This is a genomic window from Bombilactobacillus sp. ESL1197 (genome assembly GCF_058107145.1).
Map to the genome: position 1 here is coordinate 643,879 of NZ_JBYLTY010000001.1, position 17,456 is coordinate 661,334.

General features: G+C 41.6%; 10 protein-coding genes. 7 read left to right on the forward strand and 3 right to left on the reverse strand.

The genetic code is table 11. From position 1 onward, the window contains the following. Positions 1–188 precede the first annotated feature (188 nt). From AC3B6B_RS02785 to AC3B6B_RS02800, 4 genes are all read left to right on the forward strand, one after another. Positions 189–1,247 (forward strand): serine hydrolase domain-containing protein, encoded by a 1,059-nt coding sequence (locus tag AC3B6B_RS02785; protein WP_489757176.1) that lies wholly within the window; start codon positions 189–191, stop codon positions 1,245–1,247. 9 nt (positions 1,248–1,256) lie between these two features. After that, a complete protein-coding gene (aroC, locus tag AC3B6B_RS02790; RefSeq protein WP_489757177.1) occupies positions 1,257–2,423 on the forward strand; it encodes a chorismate synthase in 1,167 nt (388 codons plus the stop codon). 97 nt (positions 2,424–2,520) lie between these two features. Then, the gene (gene aroA / locus AC3B6B_RS02795; RefSeq protein WP_489757178.1) at positions 2,521–3,810 is read left to right on the forward strand and encodes a 3-phosphoshikimate 1-carboxyvinyltransferase; all 1,290 of its coding nucleotides are present in this window, start codon (positions 2,521–2,523) and stop codon (positions 3,808–3,810) included. Positions 3,811–3,813: 3 nt separating this feature from the next. After that, positions 3,814–4,311 carry a shikimate kinase gene (locus tag AC3B6B_RS02800; protein WP_489757179.1) on the forward strand — a complete coding sequence of 166 codons (498 nt, stop codon included), beginning with the start codon at positions 3,814–3,816 and terminating at the stop codon, positions 4,309–4,311. A 238-nt stretch (positions 4,312–4,549) separates the two neighbouring features. Here the strand turns inward: AC3B6B_RS02800 and AC3B6B_RS02805 are convergent, their stop codons facing one another. The 3 genes from AC3B6B_RS02805 to AC3B6B_RS02815 form a co-directional block, all read right to left on the reverse strand. Beyond that, the gene (locus AC3B6B_RS02805) at positions 4,550–5,893 is read right to left on the reverse strand and encodes a C1 family peptidase (RefSeq protein WP_489757180.1); all 1,344 of its coding nucleotides are present in this window, start codon (positions 5,891–5,893) and stop codon (positions 4,550–4,552) included. A gap of 70 nt (positions 5,894–5,963) precedes the next feature. Beyond that, positions 5,964–6,650, reverse strand: a complete 687-nt coding sequence (rpiA, locus tag AC3B6B_RS02810) for a ribose-5-phosphate isomerase RpiA (protein WP_489757181.1) — start codon at positions 6,648–6,650, stop codon at positions 5,964–5,966. Continuing rightward, the gene (locus AC3B6B_RS02815) at positions 6,637–6,951 is read right to left on the reverse strand and encodes a GNAT family N-acetyltransferase (RefSeq protein ID WP_489757182.1); all 315 of its coding nucleotides are present in this window, start codon (positions 6,949–6,951) and stop codon (positions 6,637–6,639) included. The genes rpiA and AC3B6B_RS02815 overlap by 14 nt, the downstream gene beginning before the upstream one ends. A gap of 93 nt (positions 6,952–7,044) precedes the next feature. Between AC3B6B_RS02815 and AC3B6B_RS02820 the strand changes: the two genes are divergently transcribed. The 3 genes from AC3B6B_RS02820 (at position 7,045) to AC3B6B_RS02830 (ending at position 17,342) form a co-directional block, all read left to right on the forward strand. Next, positions 7,045–7,581: a dCTP deaminase/dUTPase family protein gene (locus tag AC3B6B_RS02820; protein WP_489757183.1), complete on the forward strand. Its 537-nt coding sequence runs from the start codon at positions 7,045–7,047 to the stop codon at positions 7,579–7,581. A 26-nt stretch (positions 7,582–7,607) separates the two neighbouring features. Continuing rightward, positions 7,608–8,975 carry a DNA repair protein RadA gene (gene radA / locus AC3B6B_RS02825; RefSeq protein WP_489757184.1) on the forward strand — a complete coding sequence of 456 codons (1,368 nt, stop codon included), beginning with the start codon at positions 7,608–7,610 and terminating at the stop codon, positions 8,973–8,975. A 135-nt stretch (positions 8,976–9,110) separates the two neighbouring features. Next, on the forward strand, positions 9,111–17,342 hold the full coding sequence (locus AC3B6B_RS02830; protein ID WP_489757185.1) for an immunoglobulin-like domain-containing protein: 8,232 nt from the start codon (positions 9,111–9,113) through the stop codon (positions 17,340–17,342). Positions 17,343–17,456 lie beyond the last annotated feature (114 nt).

Consider the following 17,456-nt stretch of genomic DNA (forward strand, 5'->3'; position numbering starts at 1 on the left):
TACCTCGTAAAACTTAGATTTAATTTTTCATGTAACTTTTAAGCTGACTGCTAAATTGCTGCTTTTAAAACTTGAAGTGCTCTTTAATCATAGTTGATTATAACAGAAAAAATTGCGAACAACTGAAGAGCTTTTCTAACAGAAAGGTAAATGATATGATTAGACAGATTAAATTTTGAAGGTGTCTTATGAAAAAGTTCGTTGTTTTCCCAGTGTTACTGAGTTGGTTATTTATTTTTAGTTTGGTATTTGCTGTGCAACCAATTCAAGCGCAGGCTACTAAAGCGCGGTACCAAGCTTATCAACAATTACTGCAACAAAATGAATTTAGCGGCAGTGTCTTGTTAATTAAGCATGGTAAAACTTATTACCGCACAACACAAGGATATAGTAATTATCAACAAAAACAGCCGTTGACACAGCACTCAACGTATCAATTAGCTTCATTGGAAAAGGCGATTACAGCAACACTATTAATGAAGGCCCAAGAGCAGGGCAAATTGCATTTATCAGATCCGTTAAGTAAATATTTTCCCCAAATTCCGTATAGTGCCAACTTGACTTTGTGGCATTTATTAACAATGCAGTCGGGATTAGTGATGGATCCAGAAAATCCTAATGTCACAACGCAACACCTGCAGCATTATTTAAAGATGCATGTCAAAGTGGATAAAAAATATATTAATCGGTGGCATTACAGTGATGTTAATTATATTTTGTTGGCACAAATTTTACAGCGAGTTTACCATCAATCTTTTAGCCATTTATTTAATCGTTTTTTTAAAAAACCATTGCGGCTGCACAATACTAATGTGACAGCGGATTATTTAGCTAACCCGTACCATGTAACTGCCTATGCAGTTAAGGATCAAACGGTGAATTATCAAATACCGTTAACTTGGCAATGGTCACAAATTCACTTTGAACGAGGTGCCGGCCAACTATACTCGAATCCCGCTGAGTTTTATCGGCTGCAAAAAGCGATTATTCAAGGTAAAATTATTACGAAAAGCGATTTACGTAAATTACGAACGCCAACAGCTAATGGTCTATATAATGGCGGTGTTTATCATGATGTGCGGCAACATTATTTTTATGCGCACGGGGTGCAACAAGGCTTTGATAGTGTGGTTTTGATGAGTGATGATGCAAAAACTGCCGTAATTTTATTTAGTAATCGGCATAACGCGAACGCTACTAATTTTATTTTATTGGCTAAGCAATTTTATGAATTAATGAACAAATGAGGTTAAAAGATGTTTACTTATTTAACAGCTGGCGAATCACATGGCCCGCAATTAACTGGTATTATTGAAGGTTTTCCCGCCGGAATGGCAGTAGATTTGGAGCAAATTAATAATGCCTTAGCAAAACGACAAGGTGGTTATGGTCGTGGCAATCGGCAAAAAATTGAGCATGATCAAGTGCAAGTTACTGGTGGTCTCCGCCAACAAGTCACTTTAGGTTCCCCCATTGCCCTCACAATTACCAATCGTGATTTTAGTCATTGGCAAGATGTTATGAATCCGTTAGCCACCACGTCCAAGCGGGCTAACTTGCGGCAAGTTAAACGGCCGCGTCCAGGACATGCTGATTTAGTTGGAGGAATGAAGTATCGTCATCGGGATTTACGGAATGTGTTGGAACGCTCGTCAGCGCGCGAAACCGCAATGCGGGTGGCTATTGGCAATTTATGTGAGCAATTATTGAACCAGTTAGATATTCAATTAGTCGGTTATGTTTATCAAGTTGGACCGCAGGTCGTTGGCAATCCTCAGAATTTGGGGGTGAAGGCCATTCAACAGCAAATTCAAACTAATGATTTACGAATTTTGAATAATCAACAAGAACCGATCATTAAGGAACTCATTGATCAAACTAAACGGGCAGGTGATACTTTAGGCGGTGTTGTGCAAGTTATTGTGGAAAACGTGCCTGCTGGTTTAGGCAGCTATACTAGTTGGGATAGCAAATTTGATGCCCAAATTGCTGCTAGTGTAATGGGCGTCAACGCAATTAAGGGAGTTAGTTTTGGCGCTGGCTTTTTGAATAGTGAGCATTTGGGCAGCCAAGCAATGGATGCCATCATTTATCAAGATCAGCACTGGCAGCGTTCTAGTAATCATTTAGGTGGATTTGAAGGTGGTATGACTAATGGCATGCCTTTGATTATTAATGCAGCGATGAAGCCATTACCGACGCTGTATCATGCCTTGCCGTCAGTGAATATTGATACGAAAGTTGAGCAAAAGGCCAATGTTGAGCGCTCAGATACTACGGCCATTGTCCCCGCCTCGTTAGTGATTCAAAGTGTTGTGGCCATTGAATTAGTCAAACAAATTACTACGACTTTTGATGGTTCCAACTTGGGACGTTTACAAGAGCAAGTTTCGGCTTACCGTCAAGAACTGGATGAATATTAACCAGCTGAGCTTGAAACTAAAGGGACTGCACAGTTGTAGAAGTTTCCAGTGCGAACTTGACTGTGGAATTAATTTTTAAGAATTAAGGATCAAAAGAATGAAAGATTTACGATATGCACCGCAAGGTTTACACGGAACGTTAACCTTACCGGGCGATAAGAGTATTACGCATCGGGGGTTAATTTTGGGAGCGTTAGCTTCGACCCCGACGCTTTTACACCAAGCAAGTTTGGGACAAGATTGTTTGACGACATTAGCAGTGTTACAAAGCTTTCAAATTCCGATCCAACGCTGGCACACAACGATTAAAATTAGTGGGCGGCCCTTGAAGTTTTGGCGTCCCACTCAAACAACGCTTAATTTTAATAATTCGGGAACGTCCGTGCGCTTATTAATGGGACTGTTGGCAGGCGGTTGGTGGCGCTTAACCTTAGTGGGTGATGCTTCGCTAACTAAACGGCCGATGGCTCGGGTAAGTGTTCCCTTGCAGCAGTTAGGAGCCAATATTAGGACCACTAACGAACATTTGCCGGTTATCGTCACGGGACAAAAGTTAGGCGGTACGCAAATTAAATTAGCCGTGGCGAGTGCACAAGTTAAAAGTGCGGTTATTTTGGCTGCCTTACAAGCCACGCAACCCACAACGATTGTGGAAAAATTGCCAACACGCAATCATACAGAAGTAATGTTACGCCAGTTTGGGGTACCAGTTGTCACAGCAACGGATCAAAGGACGATTACAGTTTTACCAACTACTCAATTCAATGGTCAGGAATTAACCATTCCCGGGGACCTGTCGGCGGCGGCCTTTTGGTTAACGGCGGCGACCTTAGTCCCTAATTCCCATTTAAAAATTAAGCATGTGGGGTTAAATCCTACGCGGAGTGGCTTTTTGCAAGTCCTACAGCAAATGGGTGCCCAAATCCAAATTAGTCCCCAAACGACGACCGGGGAATTATGGGGTGATTTAGAAATCAGGACCAGTCGTTTAAGAGCGATTCACTTAACTGCTCCACAAATTCCTAGCATCATTGATGAGTTGCCGTTGGTAGCTTTACTAGCGGCCAATGCACGTGGAACTAGCGTGATTGAAGGCGCGCAGGAATTGCATTACAAAGAAACTGATCGCATTCAAACAGTGGCTCAAGAATTACAAAAATTAGGTGTGAAGATTCAAGCGCGAACTGATGGTTGGCAGATTGAAGGTCCAACGCAGTGGCAGCAGCACAACGTTAAATTGGATAGTCACGGTGATCACCGTTTGGCTATGATGTTAGCTATTGCGGCATTAACTGTTCCAGCGGCGCTCACATTAAATAACGAACAATGTGTGGCAATTTCTTATCCTGAGTTTTGGCGAGATTTAGATAAAGTCATTGGAGTTTAAGTCATGGATATTATTTTGACGGGATTTATGGGAACAGGTAAAACCACAGTGGGGCAACTGTTGGCACGACAATTGTCATTACCGCTCTGGGATTTAGATCAGTGGATTGAACAAGCCAGTGGTCAAAGCGTGAACACGATTTTTGCTGTTGAGGGTGAAGCGTATTTTCGCAAATTGGAACAGCAGGCGTTAGCACAAGTATTAACGCAACCAGGAGTGTTAGCATTAGGTGGTGGTACGTTGGAAAATACTGACAATGTGCAAATTTTAAAACATTCCCCTGCGCCGATTATCTGGTTAGATGCACACCTTCCTGTTATTTGGCACCGAATTAAAAATGATACTTCCAGGCCGCTAGCCCAAAATATGCAACAGTTACGGCAATTAAAGGCAAGACGACAAGCAAGTTATCAACAGGTAGCAGACATTGTTGTGCAAACGGACACATTGTTGCCAACACAAGTTATGGATCAAATCTTAACGCAAGTTCAAAGTTTATAAAAAGGTCAAATCACAACGTAAGCAACAGTAAGTAGCTGTGGATAACTTTTTGTGCCGAACCCAGTGGTTGGTAATTTCAAAGTTAGTGTCAATAAAATAAGGATAAAAAAAGAAAATGCTCGTCTTGAGGCGAACATTTTCTTTTTTGGTTACTACCAAGGCAGTAGTTGGTGTTGAATGACATTCAATTTGAAAGTAAAGTTTGAACTTCGCTATGGAATACCGTTAGTACTTAACTTTAAGCTAAAGCACCCATTGGATCCCAAGGTGCCAAAACTTTTGGATCGTCACATTCAGCATCATAAGCTGCTTGCGCTTTTTGTGGCAAGTATTTTTTGTTGATAACTAATTGGTAAACAAATTGATCGAACCAAGCATCACTCATCACAAAGTATCCTTTAGTTCCCACTTTTTCACCCCAAGAGTTTTCAACTTTCCACTTGGTTGGTTGGCCTTGATCGTCTAAGTCAACTCCAGTTAAGACCATGGCGTGGTTCATTAAGCTTTCGCCATAATCTAACCGTTGCGCTTTAGTCATCGAAAAATCGATATTAAATAAGTCAGCTAAGTTATAGATTTTAGTATCTAAAATTCCCTTTTTGCGGTCGGACATGGCGGAGACATCACTACCAAACCACACGGCTTCGCCGGATTGAAGTTGTTTGACGGCACTGGCTTTAAAATCTGCTAATTCTAAGTTTAAATGCCGAACATTGCGGCCAGCGACGACATTTCCTAATAATTCGACAGTGTAAACATGATTATAAGGCTTGTCGTCAGTTGGAGCATTAATGGTGGAAATATAATCTGGTAAATCTAAATCAATATATTTTTTATAAAATTCTTGTGGCGTAATGGCTTTTTCACAATGAAATTGATTGTCATCATCGCGATAAGACCAATCAAATTGTACGGGTGGTTCACCTAAAGCATAAGCTAATAACCGGTAAACTTCGGATAACATCTTTTCTTTACGTTCTTCAACCGTGGCGTCGGGAACACCGTCTTTGAGCCATTGGCGTAAAGCAACAGCATCTTTGCGTAATTTAGTGTTTAAAACGCTGTTTAACTCTGAAGAATTAGTTCGACTAGCAGTATCGGGCATCACGCTTTTCGGCACAACACCGTATTTTTCAAAGAGGGCACAAACCATGTCCCATTGTCCACCATCTTGTTGCGGAGTGGTCATTAAAAAGTCGACTTTGCGATCACCAATGGGCAAATCAGCAGTTTTAATGACATTTTCGTAGAAATAATTGGCTTTTTCGAGTTTGTCCCAGAAAAAGACATAGCCTTGAGATAACTCAAAGTCTTTAATTTTAAATTTGCTTTGCATGGGATGGCGCAAGGTATTTAACGCTGCAAAAACCCAGCAAAGACCGGATTGTTTTTGATCGGCAACTTTTCCAGTAGTTAAATCAATGGAAAAAGTCGGATCCATCGCGATTTGTGATTGTAAAGTTTCGCTAGATTGATAAATACCATTATTGGCAACACTGTTTTTGATGACTTGTGCCGCGGGCATTTGGTCAAAACCTGCTTGAAATTGTTGTAAATCAGCTTGACTGATTGCTTTTGTCATAAAAAATCCTCCATTAAATTAAAAAAGCTTAAGCTAAATATAGCGGAAAGTTGGACGTTTGACTAGTACTTTAACGAATATTGTCAATAACTTGGGGACCTTCAGGGCGACCGATGACCACGGTATTGACTAAGTCTAAGAAAAGACCATGCTCAATAATTCCGGTTTGGTGGTCTAACCAGTCAGCTAATAAGTGCGGATGTTCAATCTGGTTTAAATGTAAGTCCACAATATAGTTATTCATATCGGTTTTGACTAACTGTTGTGGTTTTTCATACCGTAATTGGGGGTGAAGTTGTTCCTGAGTTAAACGTGCAATTAATTGTTGGGCACCAAAGGGATTAACTTCTAAAGGCAGTGGAAATTGACCTAATTGTTGCACCATTTTAGATTGATCAACGATCCATAAATTGCGTTTGGAATTAATTGCTACGGTTTTTTCATAAGTTAAAGCGGCACCGCCACCTTTGATACCTTGAAATTGGGCATCGACTTCGTCGGCGCCATCAATAGTTAAATCGGCCTGCTCGATGTCTGCTAGTGGGTGCATCTTAATTCCCAGATTTTGGGCTTGTTGATAGGTCCTTTGAGAAGTGGAGACACAATCAACTTGTAAATGCTCTTCTTTGACGCGGCGAGCTAGTTCTTCAACCATATAAAAAGCGGTGGAGCCAGTACCTAAACCTAAAATCATATCTGATTGAACAAAATCTACGGCTTTAATAGCCGCCATCTTTTTTAATTCATCTTGATTCATCAGTATTATCTCCCTTGTCTGAATTGATTGCTAATAACGATTGAAACTTGGGTTCACGCTGAAAAAATTGGCGCGCAAACGGACAGACTGGTACAACTGTTAAGTTTTGTTGTTGTACCCAATCAAGCGTCGCTAATAAAATTTTTCCGGCTAAACCTTGGTTGCGATATTCTGGTTGGACAAAAATTTGATCAATGCTAATCGCCTGTTTGTGCGGTAATAACGTATAGTGTAATTGTACCATGGTCTCACCTTGGGGATTGGTTTGGAAAAATTCTTGGTCCTTGTGCTCAAAAGCCAAAGTTGTTCAACTCCTTAATGTATCGTCTGGTTAAATTAAGTATAATCTAAATTATTCATAATAAGAAAAAATTGAAAGAAGAAAATTAAAGTTATGGTAGAGCGTAAATTTGAATTTGTCACTCGGTACCAAAATCAAGGCTTGATTTTGCCCAAAAGGCAAACGCCAGCCGCCGCAGGATATGACTTAGCGGCCGCCGAAGATTTTGTTGTACCTTCTATTTGGAAACATCCCTTGGCCCAACTGATTTGGCGGCAAAGTCGCTATCAAGAAACTACTCGCTGGGCTCAGTGGGCCCAGAAAGTTTTACAACCAGTTTTAGTACCAACTGGTTTAAAAGTCAGTTTACCTGCAGATGAAGTGTTGTTGTTAGTTAATCGCTCTAGTGGTCCGTTGAAGCGGGGCTTGATGTTGCCTAATTCCATCGGGGTGATTGATGCAGATTACTATAATAATGCCAAAAATGAAGGCGAAATTTTTGTGCAAATGTTAAATTATTATCCAACTGATTATCTAATTAAAAAGGGTGAACGCATTTGCCAAGGCATTTTTATAAAGTATTTACGGACAGCTGATGACCAAATTAGTACAACACCGCGGCAAGGCGGCTTTGGTTCTTCAGGTAAGTAGAAATTAATAATAGGAGATGAAGTACATTGGCCAAAGCCAAAACGCGTTATGTATGTCAAAACTGTGGTTATATTGCGCCCCAAATGTTAGGAAGGTGTCCAAATTGTGGGGCCTGGAATCAATTAGTGGAAGAAGTTCAGCGGCCGGTTAATACAAAAGCTACTCCTAGTCGCGTTAGTTCGACAACGAGTCAACCAGTTAAATTAAATCAGGTCAGTTTTGATGAACAAAAACGGGTGCAAACAGGCTTGACGGAATTAGATCGAGTTTTAGGTGGCGGAGTAGTGCCGGGGTCATTGGTGTTAATTGGCGGTGATCCAGGAATTGGGAAATCGACCTTATTATTGCAGGTTTCCGGACAACTGGAGCAAACGGGGGGCCGAGTTTTATACGTTTCCGGCGAAGAAAGTGCAGCCCAAATTAAATTACGCGCTAATCGCTTGCAAATTCAAGGTGACAACTTATATCTCTATCCAGAAACGGACATGGGAGCTATTCGCAATGCAATTAATGAACAAAAGCCAGATTATTTAGTGATTGATTCCGTACAAACAATGAATGAACCCGAATTAGCTTCAGCTATTGGCAGTGTCGCCCAGATCAGAGAAGTAACAGCCGAATTAATGAATATTGCTAAACAACAAGGCGTTACTGTGTTTGTTGTCGGGCATGTGACTAAAGGCGGTGCCATTGCGGGACCCAAAATTTTAGAACATATGGTAGATACGGTCTTATACTTTGAAGGCGATTTACACCATAATTATCGGATTTTGCGTTCGGTCAAAAACCGCTTTGGCTCGACCAATGAAATTGGCATGTTTGAAATGGTCAATACGGGATTACGTGAAGTCCAAAATCCATCGGAAATTTTTTTGGCCGAACGCTTGAATAATGCAACGGGTTCTGCGGTGGTAGTTTCTATGGAAGGGACACGGCCTATTTTGGTAGAAATTCAGGCGTTAACATCGCCAACTTTGTATGGTAATGCCAAACGTACGACTACAGGCTTGGATCATAATCGCGTGGCGGTGATTTTGGCAGTTTTAGAAAAGCGAGCCAATATTTTGCTCCAAAATCAGGATGCCTATCTCAAAGCCACAGGGGGCGTGCGTTTAGATGAACCAGCCATTGATTTGGCGATGGCGATGGCGATTGTTTCTTGTTGCAAAAATCGGAGTTTAGCGAGTGACGTTTGTTTCGTCGGGGAAATTGGCCTCACGGGCGAAATCCGCCGTGTTAATCTGATTGACCAACGGGTCAAGGAAGCCGAAAAGTTAGGCTTTCAAACGATTTATGTCCCTGCTAACAATGAGTTAGTACGAGGGGATTATCCAGACATTCAAATTGTTGCGGTGCACACCTTAAATGAGACTATCAAAAAAGTATTTTTATAATTGTATAATTTTTCACTAAAAAGTGATTGCTATCAGAAAATCGGTGTGTTACGATTACAAAAGATTAGACAGTTTTAATTTTGCAATTTTATTATTGGGGAATAATTAAGGTTGCGTTCTTTGGGGGAGAACTACATGAAGCACGATATTAGGGGACTTAACAAAAAGCCTAAAAAAATTGGGGTTATGGCGACGATGACGGTAACTAGTTTGGCTTTGATGGGGGTTAATAAATCCAGCCAAACAGTTCATGCGGATGTTCAAGATAGCAAACTAGACACTGATCTCAATTCAGCGGATAGTAATCCGAATCTGGCGGCAGCTACTGATCAAACAACTGCCACTAGTCCAGAGCAGATATCAACTTCACAGCCAACAGGACCAACGGCAACGCCATCGACAAAAAATAGTGCAGCTAGCAGTCAGGCTAATACTGACGCAGCTGTGGTTAATGATAGTACTCCGGTTAGTCCTGAGTCTACAAATGATGTTCCACAAGTTAATAATCATGTAACAACTAACTTACCAACAACTACTCAACCTGTGTCCTCATCAAGGAACTCAGCTAATAATATTGAGGCTACTGGAGATCAGAAGAGGGTGGTCAACGTGCAACCTGCTCAGTCCAAAAGCCAAGCAAGTGTCGGAGCAGAAATTCCATATGTTGCTCATGATTTAGTAGTTTATCCGGATCAAACGAACATTGACATTGATGCTGGATTGGCGGCAGGTGTTAATGGGGATTTGACCCATCAAATTCAAGTGGTTGATAATGCGGGGTTTGATCCCCAGCATTTAACCGTTAATAAAAGTTATAAAGTGTCGTACAGTGTTAGCGACGGCAGTAAGACGACTAATTTTTCAAGAAATATTGTGGTTAATCGAGATCAGGCAGCAGTAAAAACCGATGGTAAGAAGCGCTCTGTTTATGCTGGCAATGAAACCAATCACGAATATCCTAGTAAATGGGATTTTGCGGATGTGATCGATAGTGATGGTCAAGCAGTAGCCGATGCTGACAACCAAGTAGCAGTTTTAGGTTGGGACGAATTAATGGCGGCGGTTAATGATCCGGAGATGAATTATGATACCTGCACTGATAAGACCCATTTTACTGATTTTAGTGTGCCAACCAAAACAGTGACTTTAACTTATCAATTTACCGCTCTTTCGGGTCAGGTGATTAGTGTACCAGTAACGGTTCAAGTGATGCCGAACTATGCTCACGTACAGGCTCAAGCTGATCAAACTATTCCTCAAAGTCAATTAGCAACCGACCAGTGGCAGGCTGCAGACGGCTACGATTTGGGCTCAGATGAAAATGGCATTACAATTACGCCAGCAGATAAGGTTGAGACGATCGGCAATGTTGATGTCACGACGGCTGGCTTGTATGAAACAACTTATACCTATACGGATGGTAATAATCATCAGCATCAGGCAACAACGCAGGTCACGGTTAGTGCACCCACTGCTAAAGTTGTAACGCATGGTTCTACGATTGTTATGGGACCGAATACGCCAGTTTGGCAGCCAGCCGATAATTTAGATGCAATTTTTGATAGTAATGGTCAGAAAGTTGACAACCCACAATTTAGTACCGATCAGCCAGTAGATGTTACGCAAGCTGGTGAGCAAAAGGTTAATTATCACTATACAGATGAATATGGTAATGATATTACGTCGCCAGAAACAATTCATTTAGTTAGAAGTCAAGTCGCCTTAGTTGGTCAAAATTTGACTTTAGTTGCTGGACCTAACACCACTTGGAATCCGATTGAGGGGTTAGCTTATTTAACTGATGAAACTGGTAATAAAGTTCAACCAAGTGATCTCAACGCAGCTAATTTAACAGTTAGTGGGGACAATGTGGATCCACACAATCCAGGTGTTTATAACGTTCATTATGTTTATATTGATTCCGTTGGCAATCAAGCGGAGACTGATTGTCAGGTAACAGTTGTCCCTGATATTTCGGCTATTGAAGCCCAAGGCACAACCGTCACCCAAAGTAACCAACCAGCCAAGGCTTGGACTAAGAATCAATCATTAGCTTTAATTAATCGTTTTTTGGATGAACACGGAAGTACGTTGATTGGTCGCAACGGCACGATTGATCCGGATTTAGTCACGATTAGTTATCAAAAAAAAGAGGGTCAAAATTACACGCCTGTTAATAATGTTGACGTGACCACTCCGGGCTATTATGAAATTGATTATAGTTATACCGATCATGCAGGCAAGACTTCGACCAGCAAGGCGATAGTGATGGTGGCCCCGGATATTGCCGACATGACAGTGCAAGATATTACGGTGACCCAAAGTAACAAAGCTACTAATGCATGGAATGATTCGAAGTCGTTGGCCTTGATTAATCGCTTGGTTAACGAACGCGGCAACACGTTAATTGGTCGTGACGGCACGATTAAGCCCAATTTAGTAACAATTAGTTATCAGAAAAAAGACGGTGACCAGTACACCGATGCCGATAATGTTGATGTGACCACACCCGGTTATTATGAAATTAATTATAGCTATACCGACGGTGTGGGTAAGACGGTGACCAGCAAGGCGACCGTGATGGTTGCGCCCGACATCGCTAACATTACGGCACAAGACACAACGGTGACCCAAAGTAACAAAGCGTCCAATGCGTGGAATGATTCGAAATCGTTAGCTTTGATTAATCATTTTGTGAGCGAGAATGGGAATACGTTAATTGGTCGCGATGGCACGATTAATCCGAACTTAGTGACGATTAGTTATCCGCAAGGCGATGTTGATGTAACCACGCCGGGACAATACCCGATTAATTATAGCTACACTGACAATGCGGGTAAGACCGTGACAGCTACAGCCAAAGTTACTGTTAATCCAGATGTTGCAAACCTTGCAACGCAAGGCACTACTGTCTCACAAAGCTCTAAGGCTAATGCTAGCTGGACTGAGGATCAATCCTTGGCCCTCATCACCCAATTAGTTGATGAAAAGGGTAATAGCTTACTAGATAGCAAGGGTCAAGTAATTGATCCTACTAAAGTGAAAATTACCTATCCTAATGGAAAAGTTGACGTTACGACTCCCGGTCATTATGAAATTAATTATAGTTATACGGACAATGCTGGTAAGACGGTAACTAGTCAAGCCACTGTGGTGGTTGCTTCCGATATTGCTGACATTACAGCGCAAGATACGACGATCACCCAAAGTAATCAAGCTGCTAATGCGTGGAATGATTCAAAATCGTTAGCCTTGATCAATCGTTTGGTGAATGAAAGTGGTAATACGTTAATCGGTCGTGATGGGACAATTGCTCCTGGTTTAGTGACAATTAGTTATCAGAAAAAAGACGGTGATCAGTATATCAATGTTGATAATGTTGATGTGACGACGCCGGGTTATTATGAAATTAATTATAGTTATACTGATGGTGTGGGCAAGACGGTAACCAGTAAGGCAATGGTCATGGTAGCCCCTGATATCGCCAACATCACAGCTCAAAATACAACGGTGACCCAAAGTAATCAAGCTGCCAATGCGTGGAATAAGTCGAAGTCGTTAGCCTTGATCAATCGCTTGGTGAACGAAAGTGGTAATACGTTAATCGGTCGTGATGGGACGATTGCTCCTGGTTTAGTGACAATTAGCTATCAGAAAAAAGACGGTGATCAGTACATTGATGTCGATAATGTTGATGTGACGACGCCGGGATATTATGAAATTAATTATAGTTATACCGATGGTGCAGGTAAGACGGTAACCAGTCAAGCCACTGTGATGGTCGCGCCCGATATTGCCGATATTACAGCGCAAGATACAACGGTGACGCAGAGTAATCAAGCAACTAATGCGTGGAATAAGTCCAAGTCATTAGCTTTGATCAATCGCTTGGTGAACGAAAGTGGTAATACGTTGATTGGTCGTGATGGGACGATTAATCCTAATTTAGTGACAATTAGTTATCAGAAAAAAGACGGTGACCAGTATATTGATGTCGATAATGTTGATGTGACGACACCGGGTTATTATGAAATTAATTATAGTTATACCGATCATGCTGGTAAAACCGTAACCGCCAAAGCCACTGTGATGGTCGCGCCCGATATCGCCGATATTACAGCGCAAGATACAACGGTGACGCAAAGTAACAAAGCAACTAATGCGTGGAATGATAATAAATCTTTGGCTTTAATCAGTCGTTTTGTCAGTGAGAGTGGTAATACATTAATTGGCCGTGATGGCAAAATTAATCCTAATTTGGTGACAATTAGTTATCAGAAAAAAGACGGTGATCAGTACATTGATGTCGATAATGTTGATGTGACGACACCAGGCTATTATGAAATTAATTATAGTTATACCGATCATGCTGGTAAAACCGTGACCGCCCAAGTAACCGTGATGGTGGCCCCCGATATTGCTAGCATTACGGCCCAAAATACGACGGTAACGCAAAGTTCCCAACCAGCTAATAGCTGGAATGATAATAAATCTTTGGCTTTAATTAGTCGTTTTGTCAGTGAGAGTGGTAATACGTTAATTGGGCGCGACGGCAAAATTGATCCTAATTTAGTGACGATTAGTTATCCCCAGGGGAATGTGGATGTAACCACGCCCGGACAATATCAAATTGACTACAGTTATACCGATCATGCAGGCAAGACAGTGACCACAACAGCTACCGTCACTGTGAAGGCCGATCAAGCTCAAATGCAAACGCAAGATCAGACCATCACCCAAAGCACTGACGAACACGCTGCTTGGACTGATAATCAATCCTTAGCCTTAATCACCCAATTAGTTGATGAAAATGGCAGTAGTTTACTGGATAGTAACGGCAAGGTAATTGATCCCTCTCAAGTAACAATTAGCTATCCTAATGGTCCGGTCGACGTGACGAAACCGGGTAATTATGAAATTGTTTATAGCTACACTGATCACGCTGGTAAAACAGTAACAGCTATCGGAACAGTGACAGTTGTTCCCGCTTCAAAGATTATGGTTCACAATACGTTAGTAATTATTGGTCCGAATACACCAGCTTGGCAGCCAGCCGATAACTTTGATCAAGTAACAGATAGTCAAGGTCAAGTAGTCACTAATCCTAATTATCATGTTGATGGGTCAATTGATGTGACGCAAGCAGGTGATCAAAGCGTTATTTATCACTATACTGATGATTTGGGGAATGATATTACAGCTTCGGCAACAGTTCAGGTCGCTAACACTCAAGTTGCCTTAACCGGTAAAAATCAGACAATCGTTGCTGCTGCTGACGCTAAATGGCAACCAATATCTGGATTAGATCATCTGGTTGATGAATATGGTAATATCATTCAGCCTGATAATATTGACACAAGTCGGTTGAGTATTAATGGGGATGAAGTGGATCCTACAAAACCAGGCAATTATCAAGTTCATTATATTTATACCGATTTAGCGGGCAATCAAGCCCAAGCTGATGCTGATATCCAAGTTTTGAGCCCAATAGAGATCAAGGCGCATGATTCAACTATTATTGCCGGCCCACAAGCTTCTTGGAAGGCTCAAGATAATCTGACTAGTGCTACTGATGAGAATGGTAATTCTTTAAATATTGAGCAACTGCAAGTTACGGGAGCAGATCAAGTTAATCCACAAGTACCAGGCGATTATGTTGTCACCTATGAATATACCGATCAAGATGGTAATCATCAAGCAACAGCAGTTACAGTCCATGTCGTCTTAAGTCAAGTGGCATTAGTTGGTAAAGATCAAACGGTAGTTGCTGGCACTAGTGTCCATTGGGATCCAGTAACTGGATTAGATCACTTGGTGGATGAGCAAGGCAATCTGGTGCAACCGAGCGCTATTGACCCAAGTCGCTTAACTATTTCTGGTGATCAAGTAGATCTAACAACACCTGGAAAGTATGTAGTGCATTATGTTTACACTGATTTGGCTGGCAATCAAGTCCCGGCAGATTCGACGATTACTGTAGTCGCCGATGTATCAGAGATTAAAGCACAAGCCACTACTTTGATTGCTAAACCTAATGCGCAATGGAGTGATGAACAGTCCTTGGCTTTGATCACTAGTTTAGTCGATGAGCATGGTAATAGTTTATTAGATTCAGACGGTAAAGTGCTTGATCCTAGTCAAGTGGTTATAAGTTATCCTCACGGCAAAGTCGATCCTAGTACTCCAGGAGAATATCAGATTAATTATAGTTATACTGATGGTGCAGCGAAAACTGTGACGGATAGTATTTTGATTACCGTTCAAGCAAGTAAAGCGCAAATTATTACGCATTCAAGTACAATTACAGCTGGTGCGGATGCTTATTGGGATCCAATGCTCAACTTGGATCTTCAACATTGTACTGATGAGAAGGGTAATCCGTTAAATAAGGATCAAATTAAGGTTACTGGTAGTGTCGATGTGACAACTCCGGGAACTTATACGATTCATTATGCTTATGTGGACAGTGAAGGAAATACTTGGGCTCAACAAGATGCCGTGGTGACTGTGAAGGCTAAAGCTACAGACACAGGCGAAGTTCCAACGGATCCTAGCGATGGTCAAAATCCGGATATTAATCCAGGCACCAATCCAACAGATCCGAATAAACCAGGAGAATTGCCAGGCACGAATCCTGGAGATAATCATCAGCCAGATACTAATCCAGGCACCAATCCAACAGATCCGAATAAACCAGGAGAATTGCCGGGCACGAATCCTGGAGATAATCATCAGCCAGATACTAATCCAGGCACTAATCCAACAAATCCAAATAAACCAGGAGAAGCTTCAAGTTATACGGTTCATGTCACTGATTTTCATGTACAACTAGGTGATGGGCGAGTTTGGACAACACAAACGACTTTTGCGGGTATTACTGATGCAGCTGGGCAACCAGTTTCTGTTGATACACAAAAAATTCCACAAGTGGCTGATGAAAAACAAGTGCCTGCTGAGACAGGATTATACTATTCCGGTAATGTGAACATTGATAAAGTAGGCGATTACTATGTCACTTATTATTATCGCGCTGCCAATGGTCAGCTGTATCAAAGCATTGCCCACATTCAAGTAGCAGGTCAGGATGTTAAACCCAATTATGCAGTGCATGTGACGAACTTTAGTTCACTAGTGGGTGACGGTCGAGTTTGGACGCCCAAGACGACTTTTGCGGGTATTACTGACAGGGAGGGACATTCCATTGCGGTGGATACCGATAATATCCAGCAAGTCGCTGATGCTGATCATGTCCCAACCACTGCTGGACTCTATTATTCTGGTAATGTCAATGTTAACGAAGCGGGAGATTACTTTGTCACTTATTATTACCGTTCGGTGGAAGGACAGTTATATCAAAGTGTTGCGCATGTCAAAATAGCGGGTAAAAATAACTATACCGTTCATGTCACTAATTTTAGTTTGCAGTTGGGAACGGGGCAGATTTGGACACCGCAAACGACCTTCGCCGGCATTACTGATGAAGTTGGTCAACCCGTCACAGTGGATTCGACCAAGATTTCGCAAGTTAGTGATCAAGATCATGTGCCGCTAACTGTAGGATTATATTATTCGGGAACAGTGGATTCGACCAAAGCCGGCGATTATACGGTGATTTACTACTATCGGGCTTCTAATGGTCAGTTATATCAAAGTACTTCTAATGTCAAAGTAACAGCTAAAGATAGTAATCCTAACAATTCGGGAACGAATAATAATCCTGCACCACCAAGTGGTTCTGAGACTAACAATAATAATGTTCCAGCAACGCCTGCTCCGACTCCTAGTACGCCCAATTATGTTGTTCATGTGACGGATATTAATTTACCAGTTGGTAGTAACTGGACACCACAAGCTAGTTTTTCAGGATTAACAGATAAAAATGGTTACCAAATTAGTGTGAATACGAATAATATTGAGCATGTTAGTGATCAAGATCATGTGCCTGCTTCGGTTGGTTTATACTATTCCGGCCAGGTTAATACTCAAAAAACGGGTAATTATTCTGTGACGTATTATTATCGAGCAACTGACGGAAAGTTGTATCAAAATACGGCGATCGTTAAAGTGACGGATGCTCTTAATCAACCAAGTGCTACAACACCGCCAAATCAAACAATAACCACGACTAAGCCATTGGCGACGCAACCTAAGCCGATTTTCCAGAATGCTGGGGCGACGACGCCATTGACTACACAACGGCCACCAATGACCAGCTTGACAGCTGACCCACAGCAAAAATCGCAGAGTAATCAAGAAAGTTACCCGCAAACGGGGAATGATTCTGCAACTTCTTGGCAAGTTGCGGGCGGATTACTCGCCGCAGCTGATGTTTTGTTAGCGAAGTTTGGTTATAAGCGCAAGCAATAAATTTAATTAATTAAATGATATTGATACCAAGATGTTTAAAATTGAGTACGATAAAAAAGAAAATGTTCGCTTCAATTAGGACGAGCATTTTCTTTTTTGCACCTCATATTTGTG

What these genes read in the sequence shown, in the direction of transcription:
- AC3B6B_RS02785 (WP_489757176.1), top strand. Translation starts at nt 189, where the DNA reads ATGAAAAAGTTCGTTGTTTTCCCAGTGTTACTGAGTTGGTTATTTATT.
- aroC (WP_489757177.1), top strand. Translation starts at nt 1,257, where the DNA reads ATGTTTACTTATTTAACAGCTGGCGAATCACATGGCCCGCAATTAACT.
- aroA (WP_489757178.1), top strand. Translation starts at nt 2,521, where the DNA reads ATGAAAGATTTACGATATGCACCGCAAGGTTTACACGGAACGTTAACC.
- AC3B6B_RS02800 (WP_489757179.1), top strand. Translation starts at nt 3,814, where the DNA reads ATGGATATTATTTTGACGGGATTTATGGGAACAGGTAAAACCACAGTG.
- AC3B6B_RS02805 (WP_489757180.1), bottom strand. Translation starts at nt 5,893, where the DNA reads ATGACAAAAGCAATCAGTCAAGCTGATTTACAACAATTTCAAGCAGGT.
- rpiA (WP_489757181.1), bottom strand. Translation starts at nt 6,650, where the DNA reads ATGAATCAAGATGAATTAAAAAAGATGGCGGCTATTAAAGCCGTAGAT.
- AC3B6B_RS02820 (WP_489757183.1), top strand. Translation starts at nt 7,045, where the DNA reads ATGGTAGAGCGTAAATTTGAATTTGTCACTCGGTACCAAAATCAAGGC.
- AC3B6B_RS02830 (WP_489757185.1), top strand. Translation starts at nt 9,111, where the DNA reads ATGAAGCACGATATTAGGGGACTTAACAAAAAGCCTAAAAAAATTGGG.